Annotated in this window: 12 protein-coding genes; 7 read left to right on the forward strand and 5 right to left on the reverse strand. The window is 74.3% G+C overall.

Features of this window, described 5'->3' with window-relative positions:
• Positions 1-4: 4 nt before the first annotated feature.
• Positions 5-1,240 carry an alkaline phosphatase family protein gene (locus J421_RS01350; RefSeq protein WP_025409364.1) on the reverse strand — a complete coding sequence of 412 codons (1,236 nt, stop codon included), beginning with the start codon at positions 1,238-1,240 and terminating at the stop codon, positions 5-7.
• A gap of 389 nt (positions 1,241-1,629) precedes the next feature.
• Between J421_RS01350 and J421_RS01355 the strand changes: the two genes are divergently transcribed.
• The 6 genes from J421_RS01355 to J421_RS01380 all read left to right on the forward strand — a co-directional run bounded on the left by J421_RS01355 (position 1,630) and on the right by J421_RS01380 (position 8,538).
• Positions 1,630-2,721 carry a C40 family peptidase gene (locus tag J421_RS01355; protein WP_025409365.1) on the forward strand — a complete coding sequence of 364 codons (1,092 nt, stop codon included), beginning with the start codon at positions 1,630-1,632 and terminating at the stop codon, positions 2,719-2,721.
• 265 nt (positions 2,722-2,986) lie between these two features.
• Positions 2,987-4,798 (forward strand): GAF domain-containing sensor histidine kinase, encoded by a 1,812-nt coding sequence (locus tag J421_RS01360; protein ID WP_025409366.1) that lies wholly within the window; start codon positions 2,987-2,989, stop codon positions 4,796-4,798.
• Between the two features lie 280 nt (positions 4,799-5,078).
• Positions 5,079-5,795, forward strand: a complete 717-nt coding sequence (locus J421_RS01365; RefSeq protein ID WP_025409367.1) for a response regulator — start codon at positions 5,079-5,081, stop codon at positions 5,793-5,795.
• 68 nt (positions 5,796-5,863) lie between these two features.
• Positions 5,864-7,564 (forward strand): S8 family serine peptidase, encoded by a 1,701-nt coding sequence (locus tag J421_RS01370; protein WP_025409368.1) that lies wholly within the window; start codon positions 5,864-5,866, stop codon positions 7,562-7,564.
• Positions 7,565-7,577: 13 nt separating this feature from the next.
• Positions 7,578-8,096, forward strand: a complete 519-nt coding sequence (locus J421_RS01375) for a hypothetical protein (protein ID WP_025409369.1) — start codon at positions 7,578-7,580, stop codon at positions 8,094-8,096.
• A 22-nt stretch (positions 8,097-8,118) separates the two neighbouring features.
• Entirely contained in the window at positions 8,119-8,538 is a 420-nt protein-coding gene (locus J421_RS01380) for a DUF1801 domain-containing protein (RefSeq protein WP_025409370.1), read from the forward strand.
• 23 nt (positions 8,539-8,561) lie between these two features.
• On the opposite strand, the gene J421_RS01385 is transcribed toward J421_RS01380, so the two are convergent.
• Both J421_RS01385 and J421_RS01390 read right to left on the reverse strand, forming a co-directional pair.
• Positions 8,562-10,016, reverse strand: a complete 1,455-nt coding sequence (locus J421_RS01385; protein ID WP_025409371.1) for a sensor histidine kinase — start codon at positions 10,014-10,016, stop codon at positions 8,562-8,564.
• Between the two features lie 87 nt (positions 10,017-10,103).
• Complete coding sequence (locus J421_RS01390; protein WP_025409372.1) at positions 10,104-11,489, reverse strand: sigma-54-dependent transcriptional regulator; 1,386 nt, start codon at positions 11,487-11,489, stop codon at positions 10,104-10,106.
• Positions 11,490-11,633: 144 nt separating this feature from the next.
• Between J421_RS01390 and J421_RS01395 the strand changes: the two genes are divergently transcribed.
• A complete protein-coding gene (locus J421_RS01395; protein WP_025409373.1) occupies positions 11,634-12,230 on the forward strand; it encodes a Uma2 family endonuclease in 597 nt (198 codons plus the stop codon).
• Between the two features lie 7 nt (positions 12,231-12,237).
• Here the strand turns inward: J421_RS01395 and J421_RS01400 are convergent, their stop codons facing one another.
• Both J421_RS01400 and J421_RS01405 read right to left on the reverse strand, forming a co-directional pair.
• Positions 12,238-14,718, reverse strand: a complete 2,481-nt coding sequence (locus J421_RS01400) for an ABC transporter permease (RefSeq protein ID WP_025409374.1) — start codon at positions 14,716-14,718, stop codon at positions 12,238-12,240.
• A 66-nt stretch (positions 14,719-14,784) separates the two neighbouring features.
• The gene (locus J421_RS01405; protein WP_025409375.1) at positions 14,785-17,205 is read right to left on the reverse strand and encodes an ABC transporter permease; all 2,421 of its coding nucleotides are present in this window, start codon (positions 17,203-17,205) and stop codon (positions 14,785-14,787) included.
• Positions 17,206-17,373: the final 168 nt, after the last annotated feature.

Genomic DNA, 17,373 nt, shown 5'->3' on the forward strand with positions numbered 1-17,373 from the left:
CCGGTCAGCGAAGGATAGCCCGCGCGAGCCGGTCGTCGCCGTCCAGCCGCGGAGCGGGCGTGATTCGCAGCATCCGTGCGAGCAGCGGGTACACCTGGACGTTCGCGAACGGCACGATGGTGCCGCGGGCGCGGACGTCGGGCCCGGCGGCGAGGAAGATGGCGCCCATCTCCGGCGCGACGGCGGGATCCCAGCCGTGCTGGCCGCCGGTGACGGGTCCCTTCGGCGGCGTCGGCGTGACGATCCATCCGGGATCCGCGGCGACGAGCAGGTCGCCGGCGCGCGCGGTCGCGCGCACGTGCCACCGCTCCGGCGTCTCCGTGCGGCGGTACACGCGCGCGTGAGCGCCGCTCGCCGCGAGCCCGCGCGCGAGCGCCGCGTACGCCGAATCGCGGCGCGCCGTGTCGGCGCCGAACCAGAGCGACAGCACGGGCCCGGGATCGGCGGTGCGCACGCCGTCGAGCGAGACCCAGCGCGACAGGTCGACCACGCGGTCGCTCGCGACGTCCATCATGCCGTGGTCGGCGACGACGACGAGGTTCACGCGCCCCGCGGTCGGCGACACGGCGAGCGAATCGAGCAGCCGGGCGAGGATGCGGTCGGCCTCGCGCAGCGTGCTGTCGGTGGCGGCGGCGCCGGGACCGTGCTCGTGCCCCGTCTTGTCGACGATGGAGACGTACATCGTCACGAGATGCGGCCGCGACGCCGCGGGCCGGCGGAGCCACGCCGCCACGCTGTCGACGCGCGCGTCGTTCGGCAGCGACTCGTCGTACGGCATCCAGGTGCTCGGCCGCACGCCGCCGATCGCCGCGTCGGAGCCCGGCCAGAAGCACGACGCCGCGCGCACGCCCTGCCGCTCGGCGGTCACCCAGATCGGCTCCCCGCCGTACCACGTGCCGTCGGTGGACGCGGCGCGATCGCTGATGCGGAAGCCGGCGCCGCGCACGGGATCCCAGAACGTGTTCGCGACGATGCCGTGATCGCCGGGATAGAGCCCGGTGACGATGGTGTAATGGTTCGGGAACGTCTTCGACGGAAAGCTCGGCCACATCGCGCGCGCGCGCACGCCGGCGTCGGCGACGCGGCGAAACGCGGGGAGCGAGACGCGGTCGAGGTAGTCGGCGCGGAAGCCGTCGAACGAGACGAGGACGACGTAGGGGCGCGCGTCGTCGGGCTGCGCCTCGACGGTCGGGCCGGCGAGGGTGGCGAGGAGTGCCGTGAACAGCGTGAGAAGACGCATGCGAGAGTCGGCGGACGGAAATCGGGGATGCGCACCGTGGCTGGCTTCCGCGTGCGGACGGCTCCTCCTGGAACGCGGATCACGCGGATGCCGCGGATAGGCTGAAGGCGCGAGCCTATCCGCGGCATCCGCGTGATCCGCGTTCCAACTCACGGGGAGCCGTACGTGGCGGCGAGCCGTCCCCACCACGCCCCATACCAAACCTCGCCCATCGCGCGCGCCCCAACCAGATGTCGTCCCAACCGGACGGCCCGTCGTCCCCGCGGAGTGACGCGCCGGCTCCCGCGACCCGCGCGCAAGTCGTTGCGCGCCGGGTCGTTAGGCGGCGGGGCCCGGCTGGCCCGCCGGGTGCCTCAGCGAGCGGGCGACGTTCCCGCCTGGAGTCCCCGATGCACCGCCGCGCGCTCGCCGCCGTCCCCGCCCTGCTCGTCCCCGCCGTGGCCACGGCCCAGGGCTCCGCCTCCGTCGGCCCGTACGCCGCCTATCCGCTCGGCACCGCGCCGTCCGCCGGACCGACGGGGCTCGTCGTCGGGCTGCAGGGGACGATGTCGAGCGGCGCGGTCGGCGTCCGACTCGGCGGCGGCACGTCGCTCGAGCGCGAGTCGAGCGTGGACGCGTCGTCGTCGATGCACGCCGCGGGATGGACGGCGGACGGCGACCTGCTCGTGCTGCCGCAGGCACTCGGCGGGCGACGCGCGGCGGGGACGCCGATGCTCTACGGGCTCGCCGGCATCGGCATGTCGACCGGCGGTGACGGCTCGTCGGCGACGACGTGGAGCTACGGCGCGGGGCTGCTCGTGCCGTTAGGCACCCTGGAGCTCTCGGCGGAGTCGCGCACGCGTACACCGCTCTCGTCGAGCGGCGGGTCGACACGATGGAGCGAGATGCGGGTGGGCCTCGCGCTGCGATTCGGCGCGGCCGGGCGAGCACGCACGGGCGGCCGCGTGATCTCGATGCCCGCGCCGAGCGGCGGACGCGGAGGCGGCACCGTCGCGAGCGCGTCGGCGGCGCGCGTGCTGTCGTCGGCGGAGCGCTACCTCGGCGTGCCGTACAAGTGGGGCGGCACGTCGCCGACGACGGGATTCGACTGCTCGGGCTACGTGCAGTACGTCTACGCGCGCAACGGCGTGGAGCTGCCGCGCACGTCGCGTCAGCAGGCGCAGGTGGGGCTCGCGCTTCCCGCCTCGTGGGACGCGGTGGCGCCGGGCGACCTCGTGATGTTCGCCGAGCCGGGCGAGGCGATCAGCCACGTCGCGATCTATGCCGGCGGACGCCGCATCATCCACGCGTCGTCGAGCGGCGGCGGCGTGCGGTACGACGATCTCGACACGCGGCGCGGGCAGTGGTACGTGCAGCGGATGGTGGCGGCGCGGCGCGTGACGTCGGACGGGCGCTCACTGGTGCGGGCCCTGCTCGGCCGCGTGGGGACGGCCGCGGACGCGGTGCTGGACCCACCGGATCGGGCGCCGAAGCCGTTGTGATACCGCGGTGCTGATGCGGCGGTTCTGATACCGCGGTTCTGATACCGCGGTTCTGATACCGCGGTTCTGGAACGGCGGGAGGGGCTGATGCGGCGGGGCGGGTACGGCGGGGCTGACACCGCGGTGCTGATACAGCGGGCAGCCGCCGTACCAGAACCGACCATCGGCCGCGCGGTATGAGCCCCGCCGTATCAGCCCCTCCCGCTTCATCGGAACCGAGGCGTCGGAACCGCCGCATCAGAACCGCCGCTGGTAGCTTTGAGTCATGCCACCGCAACTCCCGCCCGTCGCGAGCGACGAACTCGCGGCGGCGCTGCTGCAGGCCGTCATCACGGCGGCGCTCGCGACGCTCTGCATCTTCCTGTTCCAGCGCCACCGCAAGGCGTACTTCGCGTGGTTCGCCGCGGCGTGGACGCTGTACCTGCTGCGGCTCGGCGCGATCGGCTCGTTCCTGTTGAGCGGGAAGCGCCCGTGGCTGTACGTGCATCAGGTCATCACGGGGCTCACCGCGCTCGCACTGCTGTGGGCGGCGCTGGTGTTCTCGCGGCAGCTCGCGTGGCGGTGGCGCTACCTGCTCGTCGCGCTGTTCCCGCCGGTGTGGTCGGTCGTCGCGATCTACCGGCTCGACTCGTTCCTGCTCGCCGCGGCGCCGATGGTGACGTTCCTCAGCCTCGCGACGCTGTGGAGCGGATGGACGTTCCTCGACTACCATCGGCGCGTGCGGTCGTCGGGGGCGCGGCTGCTCGCCGGCGCGTTCTTCCTGTGGGGGTTGCACCATCTCGACTACCCGTTCCTGCGCGCGCAGGGCGCGTGGACGCCGTGGGGCTACTACCTCGACATCCTGTTCGAGCTCGCGGTCGGCGCGGGGATCCTGGTGCTCGTGCTCGACGACCTGCGGCGCGGCCTCTCGGCGCTCAGCGCGCTGTCGGGCGACCTGCAGCGCGGCGGCGACGTGTTGACCGCGCTGCTCGAGCGTCCGCTGGAGCTCCCCGCCGTACGCGGGAGCGCATACTTCGCATCCGATCACGAGGAGCGTGGAGCGTGGAGCGTGGAGCGCGGAGCACTCGCCGCTGCCACGCTCCACGCTCCACGCTCCACGCTCACCTGCATTCGCGGAGGTGGCTCCTGCGCGGCATGGACGGGGACGCACCCGGAGGGCGAGCTCGCGACGCTCCTCGACCGCGTGATGCGCTCGGGTCGTCCGCAGGTCGCGCCGGGAGTCGCGGGGCACGCGTCGGTCGCCGCGCTTCCCGTGCTGCGCGAGGGCGTCGCGACCGGCGCGTTCGTGCTCGCGGGCGACGCGCGCGACCCGTTCACCGCGCTCGACGAGACGTTCCTCCGCGCGCTCGGCCAGCAGGTGGGCGCGGCGCTGCACAACGCGGCGCTCTACGAGCAGCTCGGCGCGCGCACCGAGGAGCTGCAGCGGCTGTCGACGCGCATGGTGCGGCAGCACGAGGAGGAGCGCCGCCGGCTGTCGCGCGAGCTGCACGATGAGACCGCGCAGGTGTTCACCGCCGTGAAGATGCAGCTCGGCGTGCTGCGCGCCGACCTGCCCGAGCGGCGCGAGCGGCTCGACCGCGTGCTGAGCCTCATCGACACCGGGATCGGCAGCATCCGCAGCGTGACGAACGACCTGCGTCCGTCGCTGCTCGACGACCTCGGGCTGCTGCCGGCGCTGCGCTCGCTGTGCGCCGACTTCCAGGAGCGGAGCGGCGTGCGCACGACGCTCGACGCGCCGGCGACGCTGCCACCGCTGACGGAGGACGCGGAGCTCGCGCTGTTCCGCGCATTGCAGGAGGGGCTCTCGAACGTCGCGCGGCACGCGGGCGCGGCGTCGGCGCACGTCACGGTGGCGGTGAACGACGGCGCCGCGCCGGAGGTCCGCCTAACGATCCGCGACGACGGCGGCGGCCTCGGCGCGCCCGCCGACCTCACGCGATGGGAGCGCGAGGGACACATGGGGCTCGTCGGCATGCGCGAGCGGATCGCGGCGCTCGGCGGCACGGTGACGATCGGCGACGCGGGACGCGGGGCGCAGCTCAACGTGCGGGTGCCGCTGGCGACGCGGGACGGGTGACGGGTGACGGCTGGATGCGGCGCGGGCGATACGGCGCCGACGATCCGGCGCGATGGGGCGCTCGCGGCGCCAACAGCGCTCGACTGCGCGGTACGGCGCCGTTCAGCGGTGTGAGCGTCGTTTGCGCATCATCGCGCTTCACCGTCCGCGCCGTACCGCCCGCGCCGGCCCCGGCGTCGTTTGCGCCCGCCCCCTGGTAGCTATAGCTACGATCATGCGGCGCGACGGCTCGCCCCACCGGCGGGGCTGTCAGGGGGGGGACCCGACTAGATTGGGATCCATGAGCACCGAACCGATCCGCGTCCTCGTCGTCGACGACCATGCCGTCGTGCGCGAGGGGATCCGTCACATCCTCGAGGGCGAGACCGGGTTCGTCGTCGTCGCCGAGGCGGGCAACGGGCCCGACGCCGTGCGGCTCGCCGCCGAGCACCGCCCCGACGTCGTCGTGCTGGACGTGTCGATGCCGGGCGAGTCCGGGCTGCGCGTGGCGCCGAAGATCCGCGACGCGGCGCCGGAGACGCGCGTGCTCATCATGAGCATGCACGACAACGCCGAGTACGTGCGCGAGGGCGTGCGCGCAGGCGCGAGCGGCTATCTGCTGAAGGACAGCGCGGCGGCCGAGCTGCGGCTCGCCGTGCGCGCGGTGCACGCCGGCGGCTCGTACTTCAGCACCCCCGCCGCGCTCGGCCTCAGCGGCGCCGACGGCGGCCGCGGCGACACGTCGCGCGTCGATCCGAGCGCCGGTGCGCGTGGCGATGCCGCGGGCGCGGCCGCGTCACTCGAGCTGCTCACGGCGCGCGAGCGCGAGGTGCTCGACGGCGTGGCGCGTGGCCTCACGAACAAGGAGATCGCGAGCGAGCTCGGAATCAGCCACCGCACCGTCGAGACGCACCGCGAGAGCCTCATGCGCAAGCTCGGCATCCGCACGGTGGCGGGGCTCACGCGGTTCGTGCTCGACGCCGGCGGCGTCGGCTCGGGCGACGGCGGCCCGCGTTGACGGCCGCCGATCCGCGCGTGCGCTCGCACGCCGCTTCCGACGTACGAGGGACCCTTTCGCGTCATCCCATGTCCATGCCCCGCTCGGCCGTCCCGCGCCGCCTCGCCGCACCGCTCGCCCTCGCCGTCGCGCTCGCGTTCGGCGCGTGCACCTCCGGCCGCGCCGCGCCCGCACCGGCTCCCACGCCGACGCCGACGACGGGCGCGCCTAACACGACAACCCCGCCCGCGACGGCGAGCACGCCGGTGCCGGCGGTGACGGCCGACGAGCCGCCGCAGGACTGGCATCTGCTCGACCTCGCGGCGGACGGCTACGCGGGGATCAGCCTGCGGAAGGCCGAGCGCGAGCTGCTCGCCGGCCGGCAGCCGCAGCGTGCCGTGCTCGTCGCGGTGATCGACGGCGGCGTGGACACGTCGCACGCCGACCTGCGCGCGAACCTGTGGACGAACCCGCGCGAGACGGCGACGAACGGGTCGTCCGGCGCGGCCGACGGCGACGGCGACGGGCTCGCCGGCGACGTGCACGGATGGAACTTCATCGGCGGCCGCGACGGACGCGACGTCGACCACGACACGTACGAGGTGACGCGGCTGCAGGTGCGCTGCCAGGCGCGCGCGATGGGCGGCGACTCGCTCACGAGCGTGTGCCCGCGCGTCGCGACGGAGTACGAGGAGGCGCGCGAGAACGCGCTGCGCGAGCAGCAGCAGGTGGTGTCGATCGCGAACGCGCTCGACGCCGCGATGGTGGAGCTGCGCGCCGCGATCCACGACTCGGTGACGACGGCCCGCGTGCGCGCGCTGTCGTCGAGCAACGCGCGCGTGCAGCAGGCGCGCTCGCTCTACCTGCAGCTCGCCGCGGGCGGCATCACGCCGCAGGCGATCGCCGAGGCCCGCAAGGACGTGGAGAGCCGCGTGAAGTACGGGCTCAACCTGAACTACGACCCGCGCCCGATCGTCGGCGACGACCCGGCGAACCTCGGGCAGCGCACGTACGGCAACTCCGACGTCATGGGCCCGGACGCGATGCACGGCACGCACGTGTCGGGGATCATCGCCGGCGTGCGCGGCAACGGGGTGGGGCTCGACGGCATCGCCCCCGTCGGCACGCGCGTGATGATGGTGCGCGCGGTGCCCGATGGCGACGAGCGCGACAAGGACATCGCGAACGCGATCCGCTACGCGGTGGACCACGGCGCGCAGATCATCAACATGAGCTTCGGCAAGGGATGGTCGCCGCAGAAGAGCGCCGTGGACGACGCCGTGAAGTACGCCGACTCGAAGGGCGTGCTGCTCGTGCACGCCGCCGGCAACGACGGCGAGGACATCGCGACGAAGCCCAGCTTCCCGACGCCGTTCTACGTCACCGGCGGCCACGCGCAGAACTGGATCGAGGTCGGCGCGTCGAGCTGGAAGGGCGGCGAGAAGCTCGCCGCGGAGTTCTCGAACTGGAACGGCGAGCGCGTGGATCTGTTCGCGCCGGGCCAGGACATCTACTCCACGGTGCCGGGCGGCTACGAGCGGCTGAGCGGCACGAGCATGGCCTCGCCGGTCGTCGCGGGCGCCGCGGCGCTGCTCATGTCATACTTCCCCGAGCTCACCGCGGCCGACGTGAAGCGGGTCCTCGTCGCGTCCGCGGCACGCCACGCGACGCAGCGTGTCGTGCGGCCCGGATCGGAGGACACGCGCGTGCCGTTCGGGTCCCTCTCCACGTCGGGAGGGATCGTGAACGTGTACGAGGCGGTGAAGATGGTGCTCGAGAAGAAGATGTGAGCGCGTCGCGACCGTGGCGTCGCTGTACGACCTCGCCGCGCGGCTGAAGGCGTACGTCGCCGGCGAGGCGACGCGCGACGAGCTGCGCGAGTGGGCGGCCCCCGTGCTCGCCGCCGACCCGCTCGACGTCGCCGAGAGCGACGCCGCGCCGTGGGAGGAGGCGCCCGACGAGGAGCGGCTGTTCTGGCGGCTGCTCTACCTCGTCGAGACGAGCGACGCGCCCGACGACACGCTGCGCGCGTTGGGCGCACGGGTGCTCGCCTGCCTCGCGCGCACGGTGAGCCCGGCGATCACCCTCGAGCTGCTGCCGCTGATCGCCGACCAGCCACGGCTCTGCGGCGTGCTCGCGCGCTATCGCGAGGGCGTGGTGTCGCGCACCGGGCTGTTGGGCGTGCTGGCGAACGCGGGATACCCGGACCACGTGAAGCTGTGGCTGCAGATGGCGGGACTCGCGGCGCTCGCGCGGCTGTGTGAGCGGCTTGACGCGGGCGCGTGGGACGAGGTGGCGGAGATGCTGCAGCGCGCACCGTGAACAACTCGAACGACGGGACGAGATGAAGAAGAGCACCGGCAACCGGACGGGCGAGTCACCGTCCGCGCTCATCGACGCGCGGATCGAGGAGCTGAGCGACTGGCGAGGCGCGACGCTCGCCCGCCTGCGCGCGCTGATCAGGCAGGCGGTCCCGGACGTGGTGGAGGAGTGGAAGTGGCGGGGCGTGCCGGTCTGGTCGCACGACGGCATCATCTGCACCGGCGAGAGCTACAAGAACGTCGTGAAGCTGACGTTCCTGAAGGGCGCGCAGCTCGCCGATCCGCGGCACCTCTTCAATTCCAGCCTCGAGGGCAACGCGCGGCGCGTGATCGACATCCACGAGGGAGAGCAGATCGACGAGGCCGCGTTCGTGGCGCTGATCCGCGAGGCCGCGGCGCTGAACGCCTCCGATGCGGCGCGCCGCCCGCGCCGCAAGGCCTGACGCCTAACGGACGCGGTGCGCGCTCACGCCGCCTCCGCGCGCGGCAGCACGACGGTCGCCCGCCCGCCCCGCTTGTCGTCGCGGTTCTCCAGCGTGATCGTGCCGCCGTGCGCCTCGGCGATCTGGCGGCAGAGCGCGAGGCCGATGCCGGAGCCCTGCGGCTTCGTGCTGTAGAACGGCACGAACAGGTTCGTCGCGTCGGCGATCCCCGCGCCCTCGTCGTCGACGACCACGCGCACCGCGGACGGCATCGCCTCCCACCGCACGACCACGCCGCCGTGCGTCTCGAGCGACGCGTCGGCGGCGTTGCGCACGAGATTGATGAGGAGCTGGTCGAGCTGGTCGGGATCGGCGAGCACGACGAGCGGCGGCCCGGCCTTCACCGTGACGGGCACGCGCGGCTCGAGCGACGCGACGCGCCGGACCCACGCCGCGACGTCGACGGGCCGCTTCTGCGGCGGCGGGAGACGCGACAGCCGCGCGTACGCGCCGATGAACCGCCCGAGCGCGTCCGCCCGCTCGGCGACGACGCCGAGTCCGTGCATGAAGTCGTCGTCCGCGGCGCCGAACGCAGCGACCACACCGGACGACGTCGGCGGCGCGGCCGGAAGCGCCGGCGCGTTAGGCGATCCGTTAGGCGGCGCCCCAGCGCCCGCGCCGAGCGCCGCGGCGCGCTGCGCCTTCTCGCGGGCGGAGCGCACGCGCCGCAGCAGGCTGCCGGCGATGGTCTTGATCGGCGCGAGCGAGTTGTTGATCTCGTGGCTCAGCACGCGGATGAGTCGCTGCCACGCGAGCCGCTCCTCGGCTCGCAGCGTCTCGCTGAGGTCCGTGACGAGCAGCAGCTCGTGCGGGCGGCCGCCCTGCCGGAACTCACCGCGCCGCACCTCCCACCGCCCCCCGCCGCCCGGGAACGTCGCGCTCACCACGCGCGGCGTCGTGTCGCGCAGCGCGCCGTCGCCCTCACCGGCGAGCAGCTCGTCGAGCCCGAGCTCCTCCGCGTCCACGCCCAGCAGTCGCTCCGCCGGCCGCGCCATGAGCCGCTCGCCCTGTCGGTTCACGAGTCGGAGCCGCCGCGCCTCGTCGAACGCGAACACCGCGACGTCGATCGCCTGCATCACGCGCCGCAGCAGCGCCGCTGACTCCAGCGCGCGGAGCCGCTCCTCGCGCAGCGTCGTGGTGAGCAGGTTCGCCTCGAGGAGCGCGAGGCCGAGCGCGTCGTCGGGACGCGCGCCGCGACCGCGGGTCGAGAAGTCGCCCTCGCGCAGCGCGGCGAGCATGTTCGACAGCGTCTGCAGCGGCCGCACGACGTGCGAGCGCACGACGGCCGACCCGACGACCCACGCGATCGTGACGAGCAGCTCGAGCGTCCACCGGAGCGACCCGTCCATCGGCGTGCGCTCCAGCAGCACCAGCGCGACCGCCACCGCCGGCAGGCCGCTGCCCAACACCCAGAGGAAGACTTTCCCGGAGTGGGTCATGGAGCAATCGGGACTCGGGACTCGGGACTCGGGACTCGGGGCTGCGGACTCCCGAGTCCCGAGTCCCGAGTCCCGAGTCCCGACCGCTCACAGCCCATACTGCGCCATTCGCCGGTACAGCGCGCTCCTCGACAGCCCCAGCGCCTGGGCCGCGTGGCTGACGTTCCCGTTCCACCGCGCGAGCGCCTTCTGGATGAGCACCTTCTCCACCGCCTCGAGCGTCATCTCCTCGAGCGCCGCGCCGGCGCCGCGGTCGACGTAGAGCGCGAAGTCGGTGGCGCGCACGGCGTCGCCGACGGCCATGAGCACGGCACGCTCCACGGCGTGATCGAGCTCGCGCACGTTGCCGGGCCACGGGTGCGACAGCAGCAGCTGCAGCGCGTCGCGGTCGAAGCCCTTCAGCGGTTTGCGGTAGCGCGCGGCGTGCAGCCGCAGGAAGTGCGCGGCGAGCAGCGGCACGTCGTCGCGCCGCTCGCGCAGCGATGGGAGGTGGATCTCGACCGTGTTCAGCCGGTACAGCAGATCCTCGCGGAAGCGCCCCGCCGCGACCTCCGCGCGCAGGTCGGCGTTCGTGGCCGAGATCACGCGCACGTCGATGCGGCGCGGGCGCGACGAGCCCACGCGTTCCACCTCGCGGCTCTGCAGCACGCGAAGGAGCTTCGCCTGCTGCGACAGCGACATGTTGCCGATCTCGTCGAGGAAGATCGTGCCCGTGTCGGCGAGCTCGAAGCGGCCCACGCGGTCGGCCTTCGCGTCGGTGAACGCGCCCTTCACGTGGCCGAACAGCTCGGACTCGAACACGCCCTCCGAGAGGCCGCCCATGTTCACGATCACGAGCGGCTTGCCGGCGCGCGCGCTCGACGCGTGCAGCCAGCGCGCGACGAGCTCCTTCCCCGTGCCGTGCTCGCCGGTGACGAGCACGTTCGCGTCCGAGGGGCCGACGCGCTCCATGAGCCGCCGCACGGGCTGCATCGCCGCGCTCTCGGCGATGATCTCGACGCTCTTCGACGCGTCGCGGCGGAGCGCGCGGTTCTCGCTCTCCAGCCGCATCGTGCGGCGGAGCGCCCGGCCCAACTCCACCTGCGTGCGCAGCGTGTGCACGAGCCGCGCGTCGTCCCACGGCTTCTCGACGTAGTCGCGCGCGCCGCGCCGCATCGCCTCCACCGCGCCCTCCACGCTCCCCCACGCCGTCATCACGACGACGGGCAGCGCGCCGTCGGCGGACTGCAGCCGCGGCAGCAGGTCGAGCCCCTCGCGGCCCGACGTCGTGTCGCGCGTGTAGTTGAGGTCCATCAGCACGACGTCGAAGTCGCGCGACTCGACGGCGGTCACGAGCTGCTGCGGCGAGCGCGCGGTCTCGACCTCGAAGCCCTCGTCGGACAAGAGCAGACGCAGCGCGTCGATGATCGCGGCCTGGTCGTCGGCGACGAGGACGCGCGGCGGATTCTCGGTGGTGTCGGTGGGGGCGGTCATCGTTCTGGAAGCTACGCGCGGGAGGCAGCGGCGTCAGCGGGACACGGCGTGCGTTCGAATGTGACGGGCGCTCGGCGGGCGGCTCCGAAGTTGTTGGCGCCGAGGCACTTGCGAACTCGCCGGAGCCGAGCGGATGATTGGGGCATGGAGACTCCACGGACCACGGTCGTCGAGCCGGAGCCGTCGTACTACACGGCGGAGATGGTGCGCGCGCTCAATGAGGCCGAGGAGGGCTCGACGCGGTACGAGTGCGTCTACGGGGAGCTGTTCGTGACGCCCGGCCCGGGGGAGCCGCACCAGTTCACGGCCGGCGAGATCTACTCGCGCTTGAAACAGTACGTGCAGGCCGAGCGGCTCGACGCGGTGGTTTACTTCGCCCCCGCCGACATCACGTGGGGGCGCGACGACGTGCTGGTGCAGCCCGACGTGTTCGTGGTGCCGCGCGAGATGGCGCGGGAGGCGCGCCGCGCCGGCCGCTTCGCACCGGTGCATCACCTGCTGCTCGCGATCGAGGTCGTGAGCCCGAACAGCCGGATGCGCGACCGCTTCGCGAAACGGCGGCTGTACCAGGATCGCGGCGTTCCCACCTACTGGACCGCCGATCCATCCGCGCGAACCGTCGAGGTCTGGACGCCGGACGCGCACTTCCCTCGCATCGAACGCGAGCGGCTCGCCTGGCACCCCGAGGGCGCCGGCGAGCCGCTCGTCATCACGCTCGCGGACCTGTTCGCGGAGCCGTGACGAACCGTTAGTCACCGCGCAGCACCGCCGCCGGATCCGTCCGCGCCGCGCGCCGCGCCGGGATCGCGCTCGCGAGCAGCGCCACTCCACCGAGCACCACCGCGACGCCCACGTACGTCACGACGTCGAACCGCCCGACGCCGAACAGCAACGAGCCGAGGACGCGCGTCGCGACGACCGACAGCGCGGCGCCCAACACGATCCCCACGCCGGCGAGCGTCGCCGCGCCGCGCAGCACGAGCCGCACGAGCCGCGTCGGTCCCGCGCCGATGGCCGAGCGCACCGCGAGCTCGCCCGCGCGCAGCACGGTCCCCTGCGCCACCACGCCGTACACGCCGACCGCCGCCAGCGCGAGCGCGGAGAGCGCGAACGCGAGCACGAGCGCGAGGTCGAACCGCCGCTGCGACATCGTGTCGCCGACGAGCGTGGCGCCGGTGCGCACGTCGGTCACCGGGATGTCGGGGTCGACCCCGCGCACTGCGCGCCGCACGGACGCGACGAGCGCCGCCGGATCCCCCGCCGCGCGCACGACGAGGTAGCCCCACCGCCACGGGTTCACCGTCATCGGCAGGTACACCGTGGGGATCGGCGTCGCATCGGCGAGCGACTGGAACTTCACGTCGCCGGCCACCCCGACGACGACGGCCTGCACCGGTCGCCCGAAGTCGGCGCGCCCCGACGCCTGCTTGAACACGGTGAACCGGCGGCCTAACGGATCCTGCCCGGGCCACGTCGTGCGCGCCAGCTCCGCGTCCACCACCGCGGGCACGTCGGCCGCGTCGGGCGTCGCGGCGCGCGCCTGGTCGGCGTCGTCGAGCGCGCGGCCGCGCCGCACGGGGATGCCGCTCGCCGCGAAGTAGCCGCCGTCGGCGACGCGGAACAGCGCGCCGAGCGTGTCGGGACCGCCGGCGATCCGCACGCGCGTCGGGATGCCGGCGCCGGTGAGCGCGAGGTGGTTCACGATCCCCGCGGCGCGCACGCCGGGGATCGCGGCCGCCGCGGCGCGCAGCCGATCGTAGAGCGCGACGAGCCGCTCCGGTGTCTCGTATCGCTCGGCCAGCGGCGCGACGCGGAGCACGACGAGGCGCTCCACGGGGAAGCCAGCGTCCTGCGCACGCAGCGCGAGGAAGCTGCGGCCGAGCAGCCCGCCGCCGACGAGCAGCACGAGCGTGAGCGCGACCTGCGCGACGGTGACGGCGTCGCGGAACCGCCGCGCGCCCGCGCCGCCGCCCAACGATCGCGTTCCCTCGCGCAGCGTCCGCGCGGAGCCGGCGCGCAGCGCATTGAGCGCGGGGCCGAGGCCGAACAGCAGCACCGTCGCGAGCGACACGACGAGCGCGAACGCGAGCACGCGTCCGTCCACCGCGACCGCGTCGAGCCGCGGCACGGCGCTCGACAGCGGCGGCTCCGGCGCCGCGCGACGGAGCGCCGCGACGCCGCCGATCGCGAGCAGCACGCCGAACGCGCCGCCGGCGAGCGCGACGACGACGCTCTCCGCGAGCAGCCGCCTGAGCAGCCGCGCGCGCTCGGCGCCTAACGCGGCGCGCACGGCCAGCTCGCGCGCCCGCGCCGTCGCGCGCACGAGCGACAGGTTCGCGACGTCCGCGCACGCGACGAGGAGCAGCAGCCCGACGGCCCCCAGCAGCACGAGGAGCTGCGTGCGCACGGAGCCGACGAGCTCCTCGCGCAGCGGCACGACGTGCGCACCGATGTCGCGGTTCGCGTCCGGATGCTCGACGGCGAGCCGGCGCGCCACGGCGGCGAGATCGGCGCCGACGCTCGCCGCGGACACGCCGGGTGCGAGGCGCGCGATCACCCGCGAGTCCACGCGCAGGTCGCGCCGCTCGAGCCGCTGCGCGACGGCGGGACGCTCCGCGGCAAGCGGCGCGAGCGGCGCCCACGCTTCCGTCCACCGACCGGGATACTCGTAGCCCGGCGGCATCACGCCGACCACGGTGTAGCTCCCTTCCGCGAAGTCGAGCGTGCGCCCGATCACCGACGGGTCGGCGCCGAAGCGCGTGCGCCACAGCCGGTGGCCGAGCACGATGACGTGGGGCGCGCCGGCCCGCTCCTCGTCGGGGCGGAACGTACGCCCGAGCAGCGGACGCCCGCCGAGCACGCGGAAGAAGCCGTCGCTCACGTACGCGACGTTGAGGCTCACGGCGCTCTCCGTGCCGCGCAGCAGCAGCCCCTCGCTGCGCGCGAACGCGACGTCGTCGAACCGCCGGCCGCCGAGCGCGGCGCGCCAGTCGGCGAAGTCGGGGTACGACGCGGGCGTCGGGATGGTCGCGTCGTTCGCCGGGTTCGCCCAGACGGCGACGAGCCGCGCCGCGTCGCGGTACGGCAACGGCCGCAGCAGCATCGCGTCGACGACCGTGAAGATCGCCGTCGTGGCGCCGATGCCTAACGCGAGCGTGAGCACGACGGCGGTCAGGAAGCCCGGTGCGCGCCGCAGCGAGCGCAGGGCGAGCGTGAGGTCGGAGGGCATGGGCGTGGCTCCGGTTCGGGGTGGCGCGGGCGGAACACCAACCCAACCCGCGCCGTCCCCGACGCGTCACTCCTGTCGCAGCGTGATCGCGGGATCCACGCGCGATGCGCGGCGCGTCGGCACGAGCGCGGCGAGCGCCGCGGTGCCTACCAGCGTCGCCGCCACCGCGACGAGCGTGATCGGATCGCTCGGCCCCACGCCATAGAGCTGCGACCGCAGCAGCCGCGCGCCGAGCAGCGCCACCGGCGCGCCGACGAGCGCTCCCGTGCCCGCGAGGCGCAGCGCGCCGCCGAGCACCAGCCGCGCGACGTCCACCCGCTGCGCGCCTAACGCGACGCGCACGCCGATCTCCCGCGCGCGCTGCGCCACGAGATACGCGAGCAGCCCGTAGAGCCCCACCATGGCGAGGAGCAGCGCGCTCCCCGCGAACACCGCCGTGAGGAACAGCGAGAAGCGCCGCGTCGAGAGCGCCTGCGCGACGTAGTCGTCCATCGTGCGGACGTTCATCACCGGCTGCTCCGGATCGACCGACGCGATCGCCGCGCGGGCGGCGCGCTCGAGCGCGAGCGGCGCGCCGCGCGTGCGCACGAGCAGCGAGCCGGCGATGTCGGTCTCCTGCGCGACCGGCAGGTACGCCGCCGGCTGCGGGCCCTCGTCGATCGCGTTCGCGCGCACGTCGCCGACGACGCCGACGACGGTGAGCGGCTCCGCGCGCAGGCCGCCGAGCCTGCGTCCGACCAGGCTGCCGTGCGGGAGCAGCCGCCGGGCGAGCGACGCGCTGACGATGACGACGCGGCGCGCGCCCGCGGTGTCGCGGTCGGAGAACGCGCGCCCGGCGACCAGCGGGATGCCGAGCACCGCGTGATAGTCGGCCGACACGTCATGCGGCCACAGCGTCGGCAGATCCTCCGGCTTCGGCTGCGGCTCGCCCTCCACCCATGCCGTGGCGTAGCCACCGAGGCCGGAGAGCGGGACCGCGTCGGTGATCGCGACGCCCTCGACGCCGGGCAGCGCGCGGATGCGCTCCGCCGCGCGCAGCAGGAACTGGCCGCGCGCGCGGTCCGTCGGAAAGCGCGACTCCGGCATGAGCGTGAACATCGTGAGCAGCCGCTCGGGGCGGAATCCGAGCGGCTCGCCGGCGAGCGTGACGTAGCTGCGCACGAGCAGCCCGGCGCCGGCGAGCAGCACGAGCGACAGCGCGACCTCGGCGACGACGAGCACGCCGCGCGCCCGCTGCGCGGCGCCGCCCAACGTCGTTCCGCGGCCGACCGAGCGCGCCGCGCCGGCGGGCGCGGTGCGCGCCGCGTGCAGCGCCGGGAGCAATCCCGCGACGACCGATGCGACGACGGCGGCGAGTGCCGCGAACGCGAGCGCCGGCCGGTGCATGCCCGCCTCGGCGACGCGGGGCAGTCCGTTAGGCGCGAGCGCCACGAGCCACCGCACGCCGAGCGACGCGAGCGCGAGCCCGCCCGCCGCCCCGGCGCCGGCGAGCAGCAGGCTCTCGGCCAGCAGCTGCCGGACGAGGCGCGCGCCGGTCGCGCCTAACGCCACGCGCACGCCGAGCTCGCGGCCGCGCGACGTGCCGCGCGCGAGCAGCAGCCCGGCGACGTTCGCGCACGCCACGAGCAGCACGAGCCCCACCGCGGTCGCGAACAGCAGCAGCGCGGACCGGATCGGCCGCACGACGTGCGCGCGCAGGCCGCGCACATGGATCGTCTCCGCCGCGGCGGGGTTGCGCCGGTGCTGCGCGACGGCGAGGCGCGCGAGCTCCGACGACGCCTGCTCCAGCGTCGCCCCCGGCGCGAGCCGCCCGAACGCCCACCAGCCGATGTTGTCCGGGCTGTCCTTCACCGGATCGACGTCCGACGCCACCCACAGCTCGAGCGCGCGCGACGGCAGCAGCGCGTTGTGCGGCAGGGTGCTCGGCAGGTCGAAGCCGGCCGGCATCACGCCGACCACGGCGTACGTCGTGCCGTCCATGCGGAACGTGCGACCCACGACATGCGGATCCGCGCCGAACCGCCGGCGCCACAGCGCGTCGCTCAGCACCGCGACGCGGGGCGCGCCGGGCCGGTCCTCGCCGGCGACGAACCTGCGGCCGAGCGCCGGGCGCGCGCCGAGCGTCGCGAACGCGTCGGCCGTGACGTGCGCGCCGAGCACCGCCTCCGCCTGCGGCGCGCCGGCGAGGTTGAACAGCCAGTAGCGGTACGCCGAGACGTGCGACAGCGTGCGCGCGTCGCGGCGCCATTCCGTGACGTCGTGCAGCGACGACTGCGCGTTCACGTTCTCGAACGTCTTCCCCTGCTCCCACAGATAGACCAGCCGATCGGGCGCCTCGTACGGCAGCGGGCGCAGGAGCACGGCGTCGATCACCGTGTACGTCGCGGTCGTGACGCCGATGCCCAGCGCGAGCGTCAGGATGGCGACGAAGGCGAGACCCTTCGCGGCGATCAGCGATCGATAGGCTTGGCGAAGGTCGGAGAACATCGGTGTGAGGTTTGGGATCTTACTGCGCTGGGGACGGCGGCGGCGATACTGTGCGGACGATACGGCACGATGGTGCGCGAGCGACGCTCACCGCGCGGCACGGCGCCGTTCAGCGGTGCGAGCGTCGTTCGCGCCTCATCGCGCTGTATCGTCGGCGCCGTATCGCCC

Source organism: Gemmatirosa kalamazoonensis (assembly GCF_000522985.1).
Lineage (GTDB): Bacteria > Gemmatimonadota > Gemmatimonadetes > Gemmatimonadales > Gemmatimonadaceae > Gemmatirosa > Gemmatirosa kalamazoonensis.